The 14,557-nt window shown below is 50.4% G+C and carries 17 protein-coding genes and 1 pseudogene; 6 read left to right on the forward strand and 12 right to left on the reverse strand.

The features are described 5' to 3' along the window. Window positions 1-5 precede the first annotated feature (5 nt). The 3 genes from KQX66_RS01765 to KQX66_RS01775 all read left to right on the forward strand — a co-directional run bounded on the left by KQX66_RS01765 (window position 6) and on the right by KQX66_RS01775 (window position 3,153). Entirely contained in the window at window positions 6-749 is a 744-nt protein-coding gene (locus KQX66_RS01765; RefSeq protein WP_216789012.1) for a LytR/AlgR family response regulator transcription factor, read from the forward strand. A gap of 120 nt (window positions 750-869) precedes the next feature. Further along, a complete protein-coding gene (locus KQX66_RS01770; RefSeq protein WP_216789015.1) occupies window positions 870-2,957 on the forward strand; it encodes a carbon starvation CstA family protein in 2,088 nt (695 codons plus the stop codon). Continuing rightward, the gene (locus tag KQX66_RS01775) at window positions 2,950-3,153 is read left to right on the forward strand and encodes a YbdD/YjiX family protein (RefSeq protein WP_216789017.1); all 204 of its coding nucleotides are present in this window, start codon (window positions 2,950-2,952) and stop codon (window positions 3,151-3,153) included. The genes KQX66_RS01770 and KQX66_RS01775 overlap by 8 nt, the downstream gene beginning before the upstream one ends. 261 nt (window positions 3,154-3,414) lie before the next feature. On the opposite strand, the gene KQX66_RS01780 is transcribed toward KQX66_RS01775, so the two are convergent. From KQX66_RS01780 to KQX66_RS01795, 4 genes are all read right to left on the reverse strand, one after another. After that, window positions 3,415-4,173 (reverse strand): DUF4179 domain-containing protein, encoded by a 759-nt coding sequence (locus KQX66_RS01780; protein ID WP_216789019.1) that lies wholly within the window; start codon window positions 4,171-4,173, stop codon window positions 3,415-3,417. A 100-nt stretch (window positions 4,174-4,273) separates the two neighbouring features. Continuing rightward, entirely contained in the window at window positions 4,274-4,714 is a 441-nt protein-coding gene (locus KQX66_RS01785) for a sigma-70 family RNA polymerase sigma factor (RefSeq protein ID WP_216789691.1), read from the reverse strand. Between the two features lie 277 nt (window positions 4,715-4,991). Then, window positions 4,992-5,339: a hypothetical protein gene (locus tag KQX66_RS01790; RefSeq protein WP_216789020.1), complete on the reverse strand. Its 348-nt coding sequence runs from the start codon at window positions 5,337-5,339 to the stop codon at window positions 4,992-4,994. A 213-nt stretch (window positions 5,340-5,552) separates the two neighbouring features. Beyond that, complete coding sequence (locus KQX66_RS01795; RefSeq protein ID WP_216789021.1) at window positions 5,553-6,020, reverse strand: hypothetical protein; 468 nt, start codon at window positions 6,018-6,020, stop codon at window positions 5,553-5,555. 216 nt (window positions 6,021-6,236) lie between these two features. Here KQX66_RS01795 and KQX66_RS01800 point away from each other — a divergent pair, with 216 nt between their 5' ends. Then, window positions 6,237-6,548, forward strand: a complete 312-nt coding sequence (locus KQX66_RS01800; RefSeq protein WP_216789023.1) for a site-specific integrase — start codon at window positions 6,237-6,239, stop codon at window positions 6,546-6,548. Between the two features lie 199 nt (window positions 6,549-6,747). Further along, window positions 6,748-6,924, forward strand: a pseudogene (locus KQX66_RS01805) (hypothetical protein); the annotation flags it as partial. A 315-nt stretch (window positions 6,925-7,239) separates the two neighbouring features. Here the strand turns inward: KQX66_RS01805 and KQX66_RS01810 are convergent. Both KQX66_RS01810 and KQX66_RS01815 read right to left on the reverse strand, forming a co-directional pair. Continuing rightward, complete coding sequence (locus tag KQX66_RS01810) at window positions 7,240-8,373, reverse strand: glycoside hydrolase family 88 protein (RefSeq protein ID WP_216789025.1); 1,134 nt, start codon at window positions 8,371-8,373, stop codon at window positions 7,240-7,242. A 65-nt stretch (window positions 8,374-8,438) separates the two neighbouring features. Then, window positions 8,439-9,503, reverse strand: coding sequence for a LacI family DNA-binding transcriptional regulator (locus tag KQX66_RS01815; protein ID WP_216789026.1), 1,065 nt, complete (start codon window positions 9,501-9,503; stop codon window positions 8,439-8,441). Window positions 9,504-9,752: 249 nt separating this feature from the next. Between KQX66_RS01815 and KQX66_RS01820 the strand changes: the two genes are divergently transcribed. Next, window positions 9,753-10,154 (forward strand): LytTR family transcriptional regulator DNA-binding domain-containing protein, encoded by a 402-nt coding sequence (locus KQX66_RS01820; protein ID WP_216789029.1) that lies wholly within the window; start codon window positions 9,753-9,755, stop codon window positions 10,152-10,154. 4 nt (window positions 10,155-10,158) lie between these two features. Here KQX66_RS01820 and KQX66_RS01825 read toward each other — a convergent pair whose 3' ends face one another. From KQX66_RS01825 to sdhA, 6 genes are all read right to left on the reverse strand, one after another. After that, window positions 10,159-10,500, reverse strand: coding sequence for a LytTR family DNA-binding domain-containing protein (locus tag KQX66_RS01825; RefSeq protein WP_216789031.1), 342 nt, complete (start codon window positions 10,498-10,500; stop codon window positions 10,159-10,161). A 25-nt stretch (window positions 10,501-10,525) separates the two neighbouring features. Beyond that, complete coding sequence (locus KQX66_RS37740; RefSeq protein WP_284439767.1) at window positions 10,526-10,648, reverse strand: hypothetical protein; 123 nt, start codon at window positions 10,646-10,648, stop codon at window positions 10,526-10,528. Between the two features lie 7 nt (window positions 10,649-10,655). Beyond that, a complete protein-coding gene (locus KQX66_RS01830; protein ID WP_216789032.1) occupies window positions 10,656-11,174 on the reverse strand; it encodes an accessory gene regulator ArgB-like protein in 519 nt (172 codons plus the stop codon). Next, window positions 11,167-11,457, reverse strand: a complete 291-nt coding sequence (locus KQX66_RS01835; protein ID WP_216789035.1) for a hypothetical protein — start codon at window positions 11,455-11,457, stop codon at window positions 11,167-11,169. Before KQX66_RS01835 ends, KQX66_RS01830 begins: the two co-directional genes overlap by 8 nt. Before the next feature lie 555 nt (window positions 11,458-12,012). Continuing rightward, window positions 12,013-12,780, reverse strand: a complete 768-nt coding sequence (gene sdhB, locus KQX66_RS01840; protein ID WP_036679356.1) for a succinate dehydrogenase iron-sulfur subunit — start codon at window positions 12,778-12,780, stop codon at window positions 12,013-12,015. Between the two features lie 2 nt (window positions 12,781-12,782). Then, complete coding sequence (sdhA, locus tag KQX66_RS01845; RefSeq protein WP_216789037.1) at window positions 12,783-14,543, reverse strand: succinate dehydrogenase flavoprotein subunit; 1,761 nt, start codon at window positions 14,541-14,543, stop codon at window positions 12,783-12,785. Between the last annotated feature and the right edge of the window lie 14 nt (window positions 14,544-14,557).

Below are 14,557 nucleotides of genomic sequence, written 5' to 3' on the forward strand. Positions count from 1 at the left end.
CAAAAATGGGTTGGAATGTGGTGATTGCCGACGATGAAGCGCCTTCCCGGGAGGAGCTGGCCTATTTGCTGGAGCAGATCGCCGACGTGTCACAGGTGACACAGGCGGTCGGCGGAATGGACGCGATCCGCAAGGTCAAGGAGCAGACCCCGGACGTACTGTTTCTCGATATGCAGATGCCGGACCTCAACGGATTGCAGGTGGCGCAAATCGTAGGAGAGCTCGACCCGAGGGTCAAAATCGTCTTTTCTACCGCTTACGATCATTATGCGATCGACGCCTTCAAGCTGCGCGCGTTTCATTACGTATTGAAGCCGTATGACGAGGACGATCTGGGCGCGGTCTTTCGGGAACTGCGGCTGGCCGCGGAGAAGAGCCTTGCGCCGGATTTGCGCAAGCCCGTGGCAGGAAACGTCTGCGTGAAGCTGGCGCTTGAATTGGACGACGGCATCAAGTACATATCGCCGAAACAGATCGTTTATATCAGCAAGGAGGGCAAGCGGGTTCAAATCCATACGGCCGACAAAGCTTACGAGGTCTCGTATACCTTGCAAGAGCTGGAGCAGAAGCTGGCGCCGTTCGGGTTTTTCCGCTGTCATAAAAGCTACCTGGTCCGGCTGGAAGCGATCTCGGAATTGAAGTCGTGGGTCAACGGGGCTTACGACGTACGGATGGACGATGCGGCGCGGAGCCGCGTTCCCGTCAGCCGGAATTATGTGAAGGAGCTGCGTTTGAAACTGGAAATCTGACATCTTAAACCGGGTTCCGGACATCATACGATCCAAGCGGTTTCCCTCGGGCAAAAGAGCGATTATACTTGTTTGCAAACGCTGCCAAGATGGAAGCAATTCACAGGTGGAGGGAACCGCATGGCTAAAAGCTTGAAATCCATAGGTTTATGGGGACTCGTATCGGTACTCGGCGCCTTCGGTTTCGCGACGATTGCACTGAACCGCGGGGAATCGGTCAACGCCGTCTGGCTGATTGTCGCCGCCGTTTCATGTTATGCCGTCGCTTACCGCTTCTACAGTAGATTCCTGGCCCGCAAAGTGCTCGGCTTGGACGACAACCGCAAGACGCCGGCCGAAATCAACAATGACGGCAAAGATTACGTGCCGACGAACAAATGGGTATTGTTCGGGCATCACTTCGCCGCGATCGCCGGCGCAGGGCCGCTCGTCGGCCCGGTGCTTGCGGCGCAGATGGGCTATTTGCCCGGCACGCTCTGGATCGTGATCGGCGTTATTCTCGGCGGAGCCGTGCAGGACTTCGTCATCTTATTCGCCTCGACGAGACGGGGCGGCAAATCGCTCGGAGAAATGATCAAGGACGAAATCGGCCCGGTAGCAGGAGCAATCGCGATGATCGGCATTCTCGCCATCATGGTAATTCTGCTTGCGGTACTGGCGCTCGTTGTCGTCAAAGCGCTGGTCGGCAGCCCATGGGGGATGTTCACCATCGCAGCCACTATCCCCATCGCCGTCGTGATGGGAATTTACATGCGGTTTATTCGCCCCGGACGGGTCGCCGAAGCTTCGCTGATCGGGCTGGTGCTGCTTCTAGGCTCTCTCGTAGGGGGCAAGTACGTGGCCGAAAGCCCGGTGCTCGCCGGCATGTTTACGTTCAGCGGCGAGACGATTGCGATCATGCTGATCGCTTACGGCTTTATCGCCTCCGCGCTGCCGGTTTGGCTGCTGCTGGCTCCACGCGATTACTTGAGCACGTTTCTGAAAATCGGGACGATCGTAGGGCTGGCGCTCGGCATCCTGTTCGTCATGCCGGATCTCGCGATGCCGGCCACGACCAAGTTTATCGACGGCACGGGCCCGGTCTTCGCCGGCAACCTGTTCCCGTTCCTGTTCATTACGATTGCGTGCGGCGCGGTCTCCGGCTTCCATGCGCTGATTTCGTCCGGCACGACGCCGAAAATGCTGGAGCGGGAGACGCACGCCCGGCCGATCGGCTATGGCGCGATGCTGATGGAATCGTTCGTCGCCATCATGGCGCTGATCGCCGCCTGCGTCATTACGCCGGGCGCCTACTTCGCCATTAACTCCCCGGCTGCCGCCATCGGCACCGATGCGGTGAAAGCGGCGGCCACGCTGACGTCATGGGGCTTTACGATTACGCCGGACGACCTGACCAATTTGGCCAAGGACGTCGGCGAATCGACGATTCTTTCGCGGACCGGCGGCGCGCCGACGTTCGCGATCGGCATGGCGCATATTTTGTCCGGGGTCATCGGCGGCAAGGCGCTGATGGCGTTCTGGTATCATTTTGCCATCTTGTTCGAGGCCTTGTTTATCTTGACGACGATCGATGCCGGAACCCGGGTAGGCCGGTTTATGATTCAAGAAATTCTCGGCAGCGTCGTCAAGCCGCTCGGCAATACCGAATCGACGCTCGGCAACGTCATCGCTACGGCGCTTTGCGTGGCCGGCTGGGGCTATTTCTTGTACCAAGGCGTCATCGATCCGCTGGGCGGCATCAACTCGCTCTGGGCGCTGTTCGGGATCGCCAACCAGATGCTGGCGGGCATGGCGCTTATTCTCGGCTCGACCATCCTGCTGAAAATGGGCAAGAAAGCGTACGCCTGGGTGACGCTGGTGCCGACGGTCTGGCTGCTCACCATTACGATGACGGCCGGCTGGCAGAAGCTGTTTCACTCCGACGCCAAAATCGGGTTTCTGACCCACGCGCAGCAGTATCAGGACGCGCTGAACGCCGGGAAGCTGATCGCTCCGGCCAAAACCGCCGCGCAAATGCAGCAGATCATCACGAACGATTACGTGGATGCGATCTTATGCGGCGTGTTTATGATCATCGTGCTTGCCATACTCCTCGTATCGCTGCGGACTTGGTACCGCGTGCTGAAGGGCCTGCCCGTCGGGCTGAGCGAAGCGCCTTACGTGGCGCGCGGCGCAGACGGCGTCCGGGAGGTGCCGAAGTATGTTTGAGGCGGTCAAGGATGTCCTCAAGTACCGCAGGCAGTTCCTCGACTTGCTCGTCGGGGTGCCGAACTATGAGCGGTATGTCGAGCACCGGAAGGAATACCATCCGGGCGAGCCGATCCAGACGCGGGAGGAGTTTTTCCGCGAGGCGCAGGAAGCCCGCTACAACGCCAAAGGCGGCAAAGTTTCGCGCTGCTGCTAAGAGCAAACAAAGGCCGGTCCTTAGCGGATCGGCCTTGTTTTAAATCATTTGCTTCCGTCTTCAGGATTCTCGGGCACCGGTACGACAAACTCCAGTTCAGGGATATATTGTTTCCCTTGCATGCCCCTATCCAAATACGGCTTGACCGTTATTGATTTCGGCCTGGTCGGGAAAGCGTCGTAGCTTTTAGCGGCTTCGCCTTCGAGAGGGTATACATGCCCGCCGTGAGATTCCAGTACATTCCCCTCGTGATCCGCGAGATCAAACCCCATTTCTTCTCTGAAGGTGCTTGTCCGCGATGTTAACAACGAGATGGGTTGTGATAAGCGAGATGTCAATTTTGGCGGCTATTTTCCAAATCTCACCCTTATAGATTTTCGTCTCTTCGGATGTGAGTACGGTGTGTCCGGCCATTTTGACGACCGGCACTTTTAATTCAAACGGCCGTTTATACCCTCGCAGCCCCATCTTTACCGTCAAATCGAATTGATCCGGAATATCCCCCGATAAATCGTTAAGCTCCACAAGCACGGATTCGGAAGGCTCTGTGACTAGGTTCGTTCCCAAGCTAAGGCTGCCATAATGACCGGAAGGCAACCAAACCTGAATATTATCAAAAGAACCCTTCTTCGCCGTATCATTCATGATCGAACGCAAATGATATAGCGCGCCTTCGGTACCCTCCGGGGCCGTTCTTGTCAACTCCATTGCAATTCGTATTCCGTCATAGGACACCTTCGTAGCCGTTATGGTGAAGCCGTCATGGCTTGCACTTTCATTTACGGTCGTCGTAAGGCCCTCCTCTTCGGCCTTCTGCAGCCCGAAATCCCCTGCAAGATTGAAAATGTTCCCCACGATCGGCAATTTGTTCAATGACTCGGCCATCGTCGGGGAGATCAGTACGGGACTCAGGATCAATAATCCCAGAATGGCTGCGGCAACGGCAATGACCAACCCTTTCCGAAGCGGCTTCCGCTTTTTTATTGTTTCACTGGGAAGCTTGTCCATTTGCTTCTCCATTTCACGGATCATCCTATACGTTTCATCCAAACGGGAACGCATCGTTGCCGTGATATGGTCGGGAAGCTTATTCCTTCATTCGATCAAGTTTTTGTCCAGCTCATTGTGCGCCACAGCTCATCTTCCTTTCCGTACCGTTTTCTAACCAAGATAATAACTGCTTTCTTGCCCTGTGCAGGCGGGTCTTCACCGCTCCCGTCGATATCCCGAGCACGTCGGCTATTTCGGAGAGCGGTAGATCTTGAAAATAATGCAGGACAATGACGATTTGCAGGTTCTCCTCCAGATGGTCCACCATCTCCCGCAAATCGATATTTTCATAATCCGCCATACCCGAAGGGCGGCTGGGAAGCTCGTCGCCCGTCATCAACAGCATCCGCTTCTTCAGCAGTTTATTGCACTCGTTTATCAAAATCCGGTAGATCCACGTCTTGAAAAAAGCAGGATCTTTTAACGTATGCAGAGATTTGTACGCTTTCAGTATCGCCTCTTGCACGACATCGGCACAATCTGCCTCCTGCTTGACGACCGCCCAGGCCATTCGATACAAGGGGTAGCTCCAATTCCTTCATCAGATCGATGAATGCTTCGCTATCCCCTGCTTGCGCTTTGAGGACGTAGTCTTCTTTCAAATCCACCAATACAGCCACCTTTCCATAAAAAACGATCCCTTTTGCAATCTTCTTCTCTCTGTTCAATAATTAGATCTTTCAAATACGGAAAAGGTTACATAAAAAAATAGACCGTCCCTGATAAAGTAAAGGTAACGGTCTACTTCTCGTTCTCTAACTATGCCGATTTATAATAATAGCATCAAATCATCCCAAAAACTTGATTAAATTCATGTTTCCTGTTGGCCTAATAATTACCCATCCTTGAGGAATGGGCGAGCCCAACATCACCCAAATTTCACGGCCATAAGTGGCACTCTTGACATTCGTAATTTCGATCATGTTTCCTCCCACTTTGGTAATAACCCATCCTTCAGGAATAGGAGATCCGACCATAACCCATTGGGTTGGGAACGCATTTGAAAATGGCGGTTCCAGCTGAACACTGGAGGATGGAGCCGCTTGAGACGCACTTGCAGCTTGAGCATCCATAGATAAAGCCGATAGAGCCATCAATGAACATAATGCTAAGATTGCCGCGCTTCTTTTAACCATGAAATACACTCCCTTTCATTTAATTGCTAATAACCTACATCTCCTTATTCCGAAACCAGTACGCAGCTTTATGAAATGGCTTGCTCCTTCTTGGCACATGCGAAATAGATAATAATTTTCGCTTCATAACAAATGAAAATCCCCACCAGCTAAGCTAGTGGGGGAATGCTCAATTGTCCGGCCCTAAGCCGGATGCATCATGCAGCTATATTCTTAGTTTGAGAAATAAAATTGGATATTGAGCTTGACATCGGTAGTGCCAGAATAGTACATGACATTTGTAACATCGAGACGATAAAACGTTGATGAGTCACTCCCCAAAATTTCACTGCGTACCCCATTTCCCGAAGCATAATATTCCTTTAAAAGTTCCCAGTTCCCATTTTTGTAAATGTAATGCTGATATTTTAAATACGGAATACCACCGAGTACACCCTGTTGATTCGCTTCAAATGTGAGCGTTCTATTGCTAGTAGGCGATAACCAGTAAAATGATTGAGTTTCCCACGGTTTAAGAGTATAACTCCCGCTAGGATCACTGGCGAGTGAAATGATATTGCTTGTCTCAGGTGTTTTATCGGCGAAACTTGCCGGAACATTCACATCCGCAGCACTAACAGGCACTGCAAAAGCCAAGCATGCAAGTGCCGAAACCATACAAACCTTTTTCAAAATTTTCACTTTAATCACTCCTACATCTTAATAATTTGAATTACAGTAAAATAATAACATTAAATTACTCATAATGTAAGTGTTGTAATATAAATATTAATAGATTTTTAGAAAATAAACTTTTCATTTCCTAAAGATGGTAAAGGGGACACGCTTTCCTCAAGTGCAGTTCTATATATCTATAAAGTTATAAAGTGTGTTTTTGATAGGGCTTTCGAGTAGAAGATGATCCCTTCAAACCCACTGGATGGCGTAAAGCGACCAACGGCTGAGAAAAATAAAGCAAAGTTTTATGACGATGAAGAAGCCCAATTATTAGATACTACTCTGAATAAAGAACCTTCAAAGTGGCGTTTGTACTTTCTTGGCTGCTTGATCGGTGGGTTTCGTCGAGGCGAATTAATTGCGGTCCAGTGGTCAGATCTGAATTTTGAAGAGAACACCATCAGCATAAATAAAAGCATCTCTGTATCTAAGATTGTAGACACAACAAAAATGATTCTGAAGATGAGATCGATATGCCTGAATGGTACATGAATGAATTGAAAGCTTACCGCCAGATATGGGATGAAGAAAAGGAGCACCGAGGTACTTTATGGCGCGGTGGAGAAAATAAATATATTTTTCATAGGGGATTTGGCGAACCTCTTTACCCAGGGAGACCCACGAACCGCTGGAACAAATATCTACAGAAAAGCGGTCTGAGACAAATACGATTGCATGATTACGTCATACCTCGGGTTCACTTCTCTTTGAGGCAGGAGAAGATATAAAGTCCATTCAAGAGCGTTTACGCCATTCTAACTCCAGGATTACCGCTCATATTTATGTCCATGTAACTAAAAAGAAAAAGAAACAAATTGCTCACCAATTCAATCATTCTGCACAGGTGTCCCCAATTCGTCCCCAATAACGATTTCCGCTAAGTTCACGTACCTAAAAACCCTTATATATCTAGGCATTTCCGCCCCTAAACAAAAAAAAGAGACCCGCCAACGGGGCGAGTCTTCAAAAGGTTTATATATTAAAAAGGGGGTCTTGCTTATTATATTACACCCCCAACATGTTAAATACGTAACAGGAATATTTCATTTGTGTAACAAAATTGTAATCGCTACCATTTCAAAATGCTGCTATCTTTTCCCCAAATGGCCTCCCCCTTCACGCTAAAAAAACTCCCTTACGTCATCCTAAGCGGATCGAATCGTAAGGGAGCTTTACATTCATCCTAGCTTCTTTCGTACCAATAGCCCGTGATGCCATTTTCCATACGCAGCAGCGCTTCGAGGTAGTAATAATCGCCCCAAATCATATAATCGTCCGGCGCCGACCCACCGCGCACGCTGTACGAACCGTGCTCCAGCAGCCCTTCCGCATCCGGCTGTCCGATCGTGGAATAATTCTCCACCAGCGATTTCATCGAACGGTGCAGCCCGTCCTCCAGGAAGGCCCGGTCGCCATCCTCGACGTTCAAATGAGACAGAAGCTCAACAAGCCCGGCCGAGGCGATCGCGGACGCGGAGCTGTCGCGTTTCGTCTCCGGGGTGACCGGCGCATCGAAGTCCCAGTACACCACATCGTCTTCCGGCAGCCGCTCCAGGAAATAACGCGCCATACGGCGGGACGTTTCCAGATACAGCGGATTTTTTGTATACCGGTAAGACAAGGCGAACCCGTAGATGCCCCAAGCTTGACCCCGGGTCCATGTAGAGGCATCGCGGTAGCCTTGATGCGTCCCCCCGCGAAGCGACTCGCCCGTTTCTTGGTCGAAGTAAAACGTATGGTAAGACGAATCGTCCCCGCGGACCAGGAAACGCCGAGATTTGTCGGCGTGCGTAACCGCTACGTCCAAGTACTCCTTGTTCCCCGTCTGCTCGTAAGCCCAGTACAGCAAAGGCAGGTTCATCATGCAGTCGATGATGATGCGTCCGCCGTTCTCCGGGTCGCCTTCCGGCCCCCACGCTTGGATGTAACGGCCTTTCGGCCGCCAACGCCGCATCATCACATTGGCCGCTTCCAGCGCCAGTTGCTTGCCAGCCGGGTCCCGCTCGATAATCCATTGCGCTTTGGCGGAAAGCGAGTACAAGAACCCGATATCGTGATGGTCCAGCACCCGATGGGCTTCGAGCCGTTTCTTAAAGCTTTCGACTGTCTGAACGGCCGCTTCGCGGAACGCCTCGTCCTTGGTATGCTCATAACAAAGCCACAGCATCCCGGACCAGAAGCCTTCCGTCCAATCGCAATTATCGTTTAAGATATATTTTCCGTTCTCGCTGACATGAGGAAACAGGCCGCCGAATTTGCCGATGTTGGCTTTTGTTTTTTGAACCGCGTCTTCAATCGCTTTTTGCCATAAACTCATGAGGATCAAGCTCCTTTTTTCTGGTTGTCGTCTATGTAGGGCCCGGAGGCCGATGAAGCCCGTCGTCAGACCCACTGGCTGGACATGCGCGGGACAAGCTGCATCGGAACGCGAACCTCGTGCGCATCGGTAATCTCGACTTGATCGGAATTCCCATCGATCCGCACCATCGTCTCGATCTCCCCGAGCTGCTCCAGCATTAACCGGATGGCCAGTCGGGCCTGCTTGTCGTAAGGAATGTTCATCGTCGTCATCGACGGATAGCAGACCGATGTGAACGGATCGTTATTGACCCCGACGATCTGCACGTCCTGCGGAACTTTGTAGCCATGACGCAGCACGGCAAACATGAACGCCAACGCCACATTATCGTCGAATCCCATCACTCCGATCGGCCGTACCCCCTCCGAAAAAGCAAGCACCTGTTCCACCGCTTCATCCATCGTGAGCCCGTCATCCATCTCTACGATCGCGGACGGGATCGATTCCGGAAGCCGGTCCAGCCCATTGCGGAAGCCGATCCGGCGCTGCCGGTCCGTTCCGAGCGACTTTGCTTTCGCCAAGTAAACCATCTTCCGGCTGCCCTGCTCGTACAAATGCCGCACGATCGTATCGCAGCCTTCCAGAAAATCGAGATTGACCGCGCCGGCCGCGATGTCGCTCGGCCACCCCCATGCGTTAAACAGGACCAACGGGGTGCCATCCGATACGATCTGTCTGGTAGCTTCCTGAGACATCGCCAACCCGTGGCAAAACAACCCGTCTACCCTGCGCTGCAGCAGCACATCCAGGTGACGCTTCTCGATCTCCGGGTCGAACCCCGCCGCCGAAAATACCGACAGATGGTACCCGTACTGATGAGCGGTCCGCTGCATCTCTTCGGCAAAACGCCCGTAATACCCGCCGAAGCTCGGTACGAGCATCCCCAGCTCGTAAGACTTTTTGCTGCTGAGGCTGGCAGCCATCACATTGCGGCGGTAACCGAGAAGCTCTGCCGCCGCTTCCACCTTCCGAATCGTCTCCGCCGACATCGGCACATTCCGGCGATTCAGCACATTCGACACCGTAGCAATCGATACGCCGGCAGCCTCTGCCAGATCTACGATCGTGATTTGGCGTTTTTTGCTCATAACCGGCACTCCAATTCTTCAATATAATTTAAACGTTTAAATTAATGTCTATTTTACATTCTATCCTACCGATTCGTCAACGGAATTTTATAGATACGGTTGGCTTATTTTGTCAATAGAGGATTTAAATTTTAAACCAATGTAAAAAAATTACTAAATCTATGTTATCCTTTTCAGTAAACAATTCCATGGTTAACCATTATTTAGTATCTATTTTTTTGTTAAAAAGTACACAAAAGGAGAGCCTCCATGAAATCGCCCATGTCGGTTATTCAAACTTTGCCAACGGGAGAAAGCAGACTCGCCGTTATCGATCTCCATAGCGATGTTCTTTATACCGAAAAGGATAAGTCCGGAAGGCTTATTTTCCATACTTTACACGGAGAATACCGGGCTATCGCGGATTTGGACGATCTGGAAAATCATATTGAAGACTTCTGGCAGCTTGATGGCTCCAATGTCGTGAATATGTCGAAGGTCAAGGGCGTAGGACGCCATTTGAAGGCCTACTTTGACGATTTCCCGACAGAGCGAAGCAAGTTCGCTTCCATCAGCTGGATGTTCATGCATCTGCTGCAAGACATCGTTCATCAGCGCATCCACCATAACCGGTGTCAATCGATCTCCGGAGCACTGCCGAAAAAAGACTAGCCTTTCAAGGTTGGTCTTTTTTCTCTTCCAAATGCTTTAACACTTTTTTCATATTGGGCTCGGAAACGGGAGCATATTTCGTGTTCTCCGTCGTTTCCTCCTCGAAATAAACCGCCTTACGAACAGCATGGTAACCTGCGATCCGGTCCATTCTTACGCTATAAGATCGATCCACCTTATCGAACGACAAATCTTGATACGCTTTGCTCAACTGGTCGAGCGTCGTCGGAACGATATATCGTTCAGTGCGGGTATGTACGCTGATGACATTATTATGAGTGGTGAAAAAAACGATCTCATCGTCGTCAAGTTCGTAACCCGAACCGTCCTCCCGAAGCACTCGCATTGTAAATCCAACTCCAAACTCATACTTATTTGTCGACCAGTTCTTTCGGGGCTTTGGGACTGAAAGCAAATGGTTTTAAAGTAATGAAAAAAAATGCTGCACAAGCTGACAATACTAGGGAAGCTCCTTGTGCAAACCGTTTTTTCATGAGAAACTCACCTCCTTGCTTCAGGGATAACCGTCAAGCTTTGAACCAAAAAGATTACTGCAAGAATGGACGAGCAAAGTATAAAATTGGAGCAAACAATGACAACAGAAAACCATTTTAAAAAGGGCCGGAAACTCTTTTTGATTTCGGTCTCCCTATCGATATGAGGAGCGAAAAAAAGAAGCAGCAAAATCGAAACAAAAGTAACCACGAAGATCCAGTTAGCACTTAACTCAGGAAGATGAGGTATTACTGAACATACAAGAATCGATGTTGCTATACACCCGAAGCTAGACTTCAAATGCATGCCGCCAGAAAAAAATCTCAACAAAGCAAATGAAAATAAGGTTACGGCGGTTTCAATTAATTCATCACTAATAAATCCAATTATTAATGACATGCTAACGATAAGTACAGTATTTATTACAATAGATAGAGCATATTCCATTACTTCGATACTAGCGGTCTTTTCAGGATTAGCATTTTTTATCCAAGTCGCGATTGAGTTTGCAGGCCCGTTATTCATCACTACGATCCTTTTTATATGATAAATATAAAATCAAGTACATGATCAAAGTTAGAATCATGGACAAATAAATCAACTGCAAGCTTTTATTTAACAGAAAAGAATAAAAAATAGCCGCCAGCCCGAAAAAACCTAAAACATTTAAGCTGAGAAGCGAGACATTGATTTTATTCATTTTAACAAGTCCGAATGGAGAGTGCGGGACAAAATCAAAACCTTTCCGCTTTGCTTTTATCCAAAATCCTAGCGCCCAGGCGGTAGAAGCCGTAATCACTTGCAGCATGTAAGTCCCATACTCGTTAAAAAAGGGGGCCCGTGCATCAAAAAAACCAATGTTCTTCATAATGGAATAATACAGCATTTGTAATAAAACATATGAAAGATAGGTGGTACTCGTCATAATCCCTGCATAAAACGCATTTACTCTGAAAAGAAGCCAGACAAACATAAACATTAATATAATTTGTATAATAATGTCGATAGAAGAAAAGTCATACTTAATTCGTATCGTATACGAAATAAACGACGCCACCGCGCTCGCAAATATAATCGAAGCCGGGTACATATCGAACTTGAACAAACGGAACATCAAATAATACATCGCCATTGTTTCCATTATCGAAAAAACCATGAACAATATAAAATCGACCAATGCAACCGCGCTCCCACAATGGCTATCTTAACAATTTCTCCTGATTATACCTTGTATTAATATACTTCTATTTACAAATTTCGACAAGGACATAAATTGGAAAAAGATGATCTAAACTGCCTATTCCCAAAACATAAAAAATCTCCCCTGTTATCATAACAAGGGAGACTTTTATTACAAGTATGATTACACGCTAAGCCATTTCTTGAACAAATGCTTCGTCGTATCGAGGTTCATCGCCGCGATCGACGTAGTGAGCGGAATGCCTTTCGGACAGGAACGTACGCAGTTCTGCGAGTTACCGCAGCCTTCGATGCCGCCGTCCTCCATCAAAGCTTCCAGACGCTCGTGAGCGTTCATCTCGCCTGTTGGATGCGCGTTGAACAAACGCACTTGCGAAACGGCAGCCGGACCGATAAACGTCGTTTTGTCGTTCACGTTCGGGCAGGACTCAAGACATACGCCGCAGGTCATGCACTTGGACAGTTCATAGGCCCATTGACGCTTGGACTCGGCCATCCGCGGTCCCGGACCGAGGTCGTACGTACCGTCGATCGGAATCCATGCTTTAACCTTCTTCAGAGCGGCAAACATGCGCTCACGGTTGATCACCAGGTCGCGAACGACCGGGAATGTCGTCATCGGCGCGATGCGAATCGGCTGCTCCAGCTTGTCGACGAGCGCGGAGCAAGCTTGCCGCGGCTTGCCGTTAATGACCATCGAGCAGGCGCCGCACACTTCTTCCAGACAGTTCGATTCCCAGCAGACCGGTGTCGTTTTATTGCCGCTCGCGTTCACCGGGTTCCGCTGAATCTCCATCAACGCACTGATCACGTTCATATTCGGACGGTAAGGAACCTCGAACTCTTCCGTGTACGGTTTGCTTTCCGCAGAATCCTGACGCGTTACGATGAACTTGACCTTTTTATTCGCTGCTGCAGTTGCTTCGGCCATGATTAATGACCTCCCTTCTTCTTGTCGGTCGTGTAGTCACGCTTTCTCGGTTCGATCAGCGATACGTCAACGTCTTCCCAATCGATTTGCGGACCGTCCGGCGTCCATTTCGCCTTCGTCGTTTTCAGGAACTGCTCGTCGTTACGATCCGGGAACTCCGGCTTGTAGTGCGCGCCGCGGCTTTCGTCGCGAAGCAGAGCGCCGAGCGTCATCGCGTGAGATAGCTCAAGCATGTTCCACAGCTGGCGGGTGAATGCCACACCCGGGTTGTTGAAACGGGCCGAGTCGTTGATGTTGATGTTTTTGTAGCGCTGCTTCAACTCGTTGATTTTGTCGAGCGTTTGCTGGAGCTGCTTGTTGTAGCGCACGACAGTCATGTTGTTCGTCATCCACTCGCCCAGCTCTTTATGAAGCACGTAAGCATTCTCGGTACCGTTCATTTTCAAGATGCTTTCGTATTTGTCCGTTTGCTGCTTTTGGTAACGGTCGTACACCGTTGACGAAACGTCTTCAGCAAGCTTATCCAAGCCTTTGATATATTCAATGGCCTTCGGACCGGTGATCATACCGCCGTAGATCGCGGAAAGCAGCGAGTTCGCACCCAGACGGTTGGCGCCATGGTACTGGTACTCGCACTCGCCACAGGCGAACAGCCCCGGAATATTCGTCATTTGGTTATAGTCAACCCACATGCCGCCCATCGAGTAGTGCACGGCAGGGAAAATCTTCATCGGAATTTTGCGCGGATCGTCGCCCATGAATTTCTCATAGATCTCGATGATCCCGCCGAGCTTGACGTCAAGCTCCTTCGGATCTTTGTGCGACAGGTCGAGGTACACCATGTTCTCGCCGTTCACGCCGAGCTTCATATCGACGCAGACAGAAAAAATTTCCCGTGTCGCGATATCGCGCGGCACCAGGTTTCCGTAAGCCGGATATTTTTCTTCAAGGAAGTACCACGGCTTGCCGTCTTTATAAGTCCATACGCGTCCGCCTTCACCCCGTGCGGATTCGGACATGAGACGAAGCTTGTCGTCGCCCGGAATCGCCGTCGGGTGAATCTGAATGAACTCGCCGTTCGCGTAATAAACGCCTTGTTGATATACCGCACTGGCCGCCGTCCCCGTATTGATAACCGAGTTCGTCGTTTTACCGAAGATGATCCCAGGACCGCCTGTCGCCAAAATAACCGCATCGGCCTTGAAGGTGTTGACTTCCATGCTGCGCAGGTCTTGTCCGGCAATCCCGCGGCATACCCCGTCGTCGTCGAGCACCGCGCCCAGGAATTCCCAATGCTCGTATTTCTTGACCAGACCTGCCGTTTCCCAGCGGCGTACTTGCTCGTCAAGCGCATACAGCAGCTGTTGGCCTGTCGTCGCACCGGCAAATGCCGTACGGTGATGCTTCGTTCCCCCGAAACGGCGGAAATCGAGAAGTCCTTCCGGCGTACGGTTGAACATAACGCCCATCCGATCCATCAAGTGGATGATGCCCGGCGCCGCTTCACACATCGCTTTAACCGGCGGCTGGTTGGCCAGAAAGTCTCCGCCGTAAACCGTATCGTCAAAGTGTTCCCACGGGGAGTCGCCTTCCCCTTTCGTATTCACCGCTCCGTTGATGCCGCCTTGCGCGCACACGGAGTGGGAACGTTTAACCGGCACCAAGGAGAACAGGTCGACGTGAACTCCAGCCTCTGCCGCTTTGATGGTGGCCATCAAACCGGCCAAGCCTCCACCGACAACGATGATTTTTGAATTCGCCATGATCGTCCCTCCCC

It is taken from the genome of Paenibacillus oleatilyticus, from assembly GCF_018998565.1.
Classification (GTDB): domain Bacteria; phylum Bacillota; class Bacilli; order Paenibacillales; family NBRC-103111; genus Paenibacillus_G; species Paenibacillus_G oleatilyticus.

What these genes read in the sequence shown, in the direction of transcription:
- KQX66_RS01765 (WP_216789012.1), top strand. Translation starts at nt 6, where the DNA reads ATGGGTTGGAATGTGGTGATTGCCGACGATGAAGCGCCTTCCCGGGAG.
- KQX66_RS01770 (WP_216789015.1), top strand. Translation starts at nt 870, where the DNA reads ATGGCTAAAAGCTTGAAATCCATAGGTTTATGGGGACTCGTATCGGTA.
- KQX66_RS01775 (WP_216789017.1), top strand. Translation starts at nt 2,950, where the DNA reads ATGTTTGAGGCGGTCAAGGATGTCCTCAAGTACCGCAGGCAGTTCCTC.
- KQX66_RS01780 (WP_216789019.1), bottom strand. Translation starts at nt 4,173, where the DNA reads ATGGAGAAGCAAATGGACAAGCTTCCCAGTGAAACAATAAAAAAGCGG.
- KQX66_RS01785 (WP_216789691.1), bottom strand. Translation starts at nt 4,714, where the DNA reads ATGGCCTGGGCGGTCGTCAAGCAGGAGGCAGATTGTGCCGATGTCGTG.
- KQX66_RS01790 (WP_216789020.1), bottom strand. Translation starts at nt 5,339, where the DNA reads ATGGTTAAAAGAAGCGCGGCAATCTTAGCATTATGTTCATTGATGGCT.
- KQX66_RS01800 (WP_216789023.1), top strand. Translation starts at nt 6,237, where the DNA reads ATGATCCCTTCAAACCCACTGGATGGCGTAAAGCGACCAACGGCTGAG.
- KQX66_RS01810 (WP_216789025.1), bottom strand. Translation starts at nt 8,373, where the DNA reads ATGAGTTTATGGCAAAAAGCGATTGAAGACGCGGTTCAAAAAACAAAA.
- KQX66_RS01815 (WP_216789026.1), bottom strand. Translation starts at nt 9,503, where the DNA reads ATGAGCAAAAAACGCCAAATCACGATCGTAGATCTGGCAGAGGCTGCC.
- KQX66_RS01820 (WP_216789029.1), top strand. Translation starts at nt 9,753, where the DNA reads ATGAAATCGCCCATGTCGGTTATTCAAACTTTGCCAACGGGAGAAAGC.
- KQX66_RS01825 (WP_216789031.1), bottom strand. Translation starts at nt 10,500, where the DNA reads ATGCGAGTGCTTCGGGAGGACGGTTCGGGTTACGAACTTGACGACGAT.
- KQX66_RS37740 (WP_284439767.1), bottom strand. Translation starts at nt 10,648, where the DNA reads ATGAAAAAACGGTTTGCACAAGGAGCTTCCCTAGTATTGTCAGCTTGT.
- KQX66_RS01830 (WP_216789032.1), bottom strand. Translation starts at nt 11,174, where the DNA reads ATGAATAACGGGCCTGCAAACTCAATCGCGACTTGGATAAAAAATGCT.
- KQX66_RS01835 (WP_216789035.1), bottom strand. Translation starts at nt 11,457, where the DNA reads ATGCTGCAAGTGATTACGGCTTCTACCGCCTGGGCGCTAGGATTTTGG.
- sdhB (WP_036679356.1), bottom strand. Translation starts at nt 12,780, where the DNA reads ATGGCCGAAGCAACTGCAGCAGCGAATAAAAAGGTCAAGTTCATCGTA.
- sdhA (WP_216789037.1), bottom strand. Translation starts at nt 14,543, where the DNA reads ATGGCGAATTCAAAAATCATCGTTGTCGGTGGAGGCTTGGCCGGTTTG.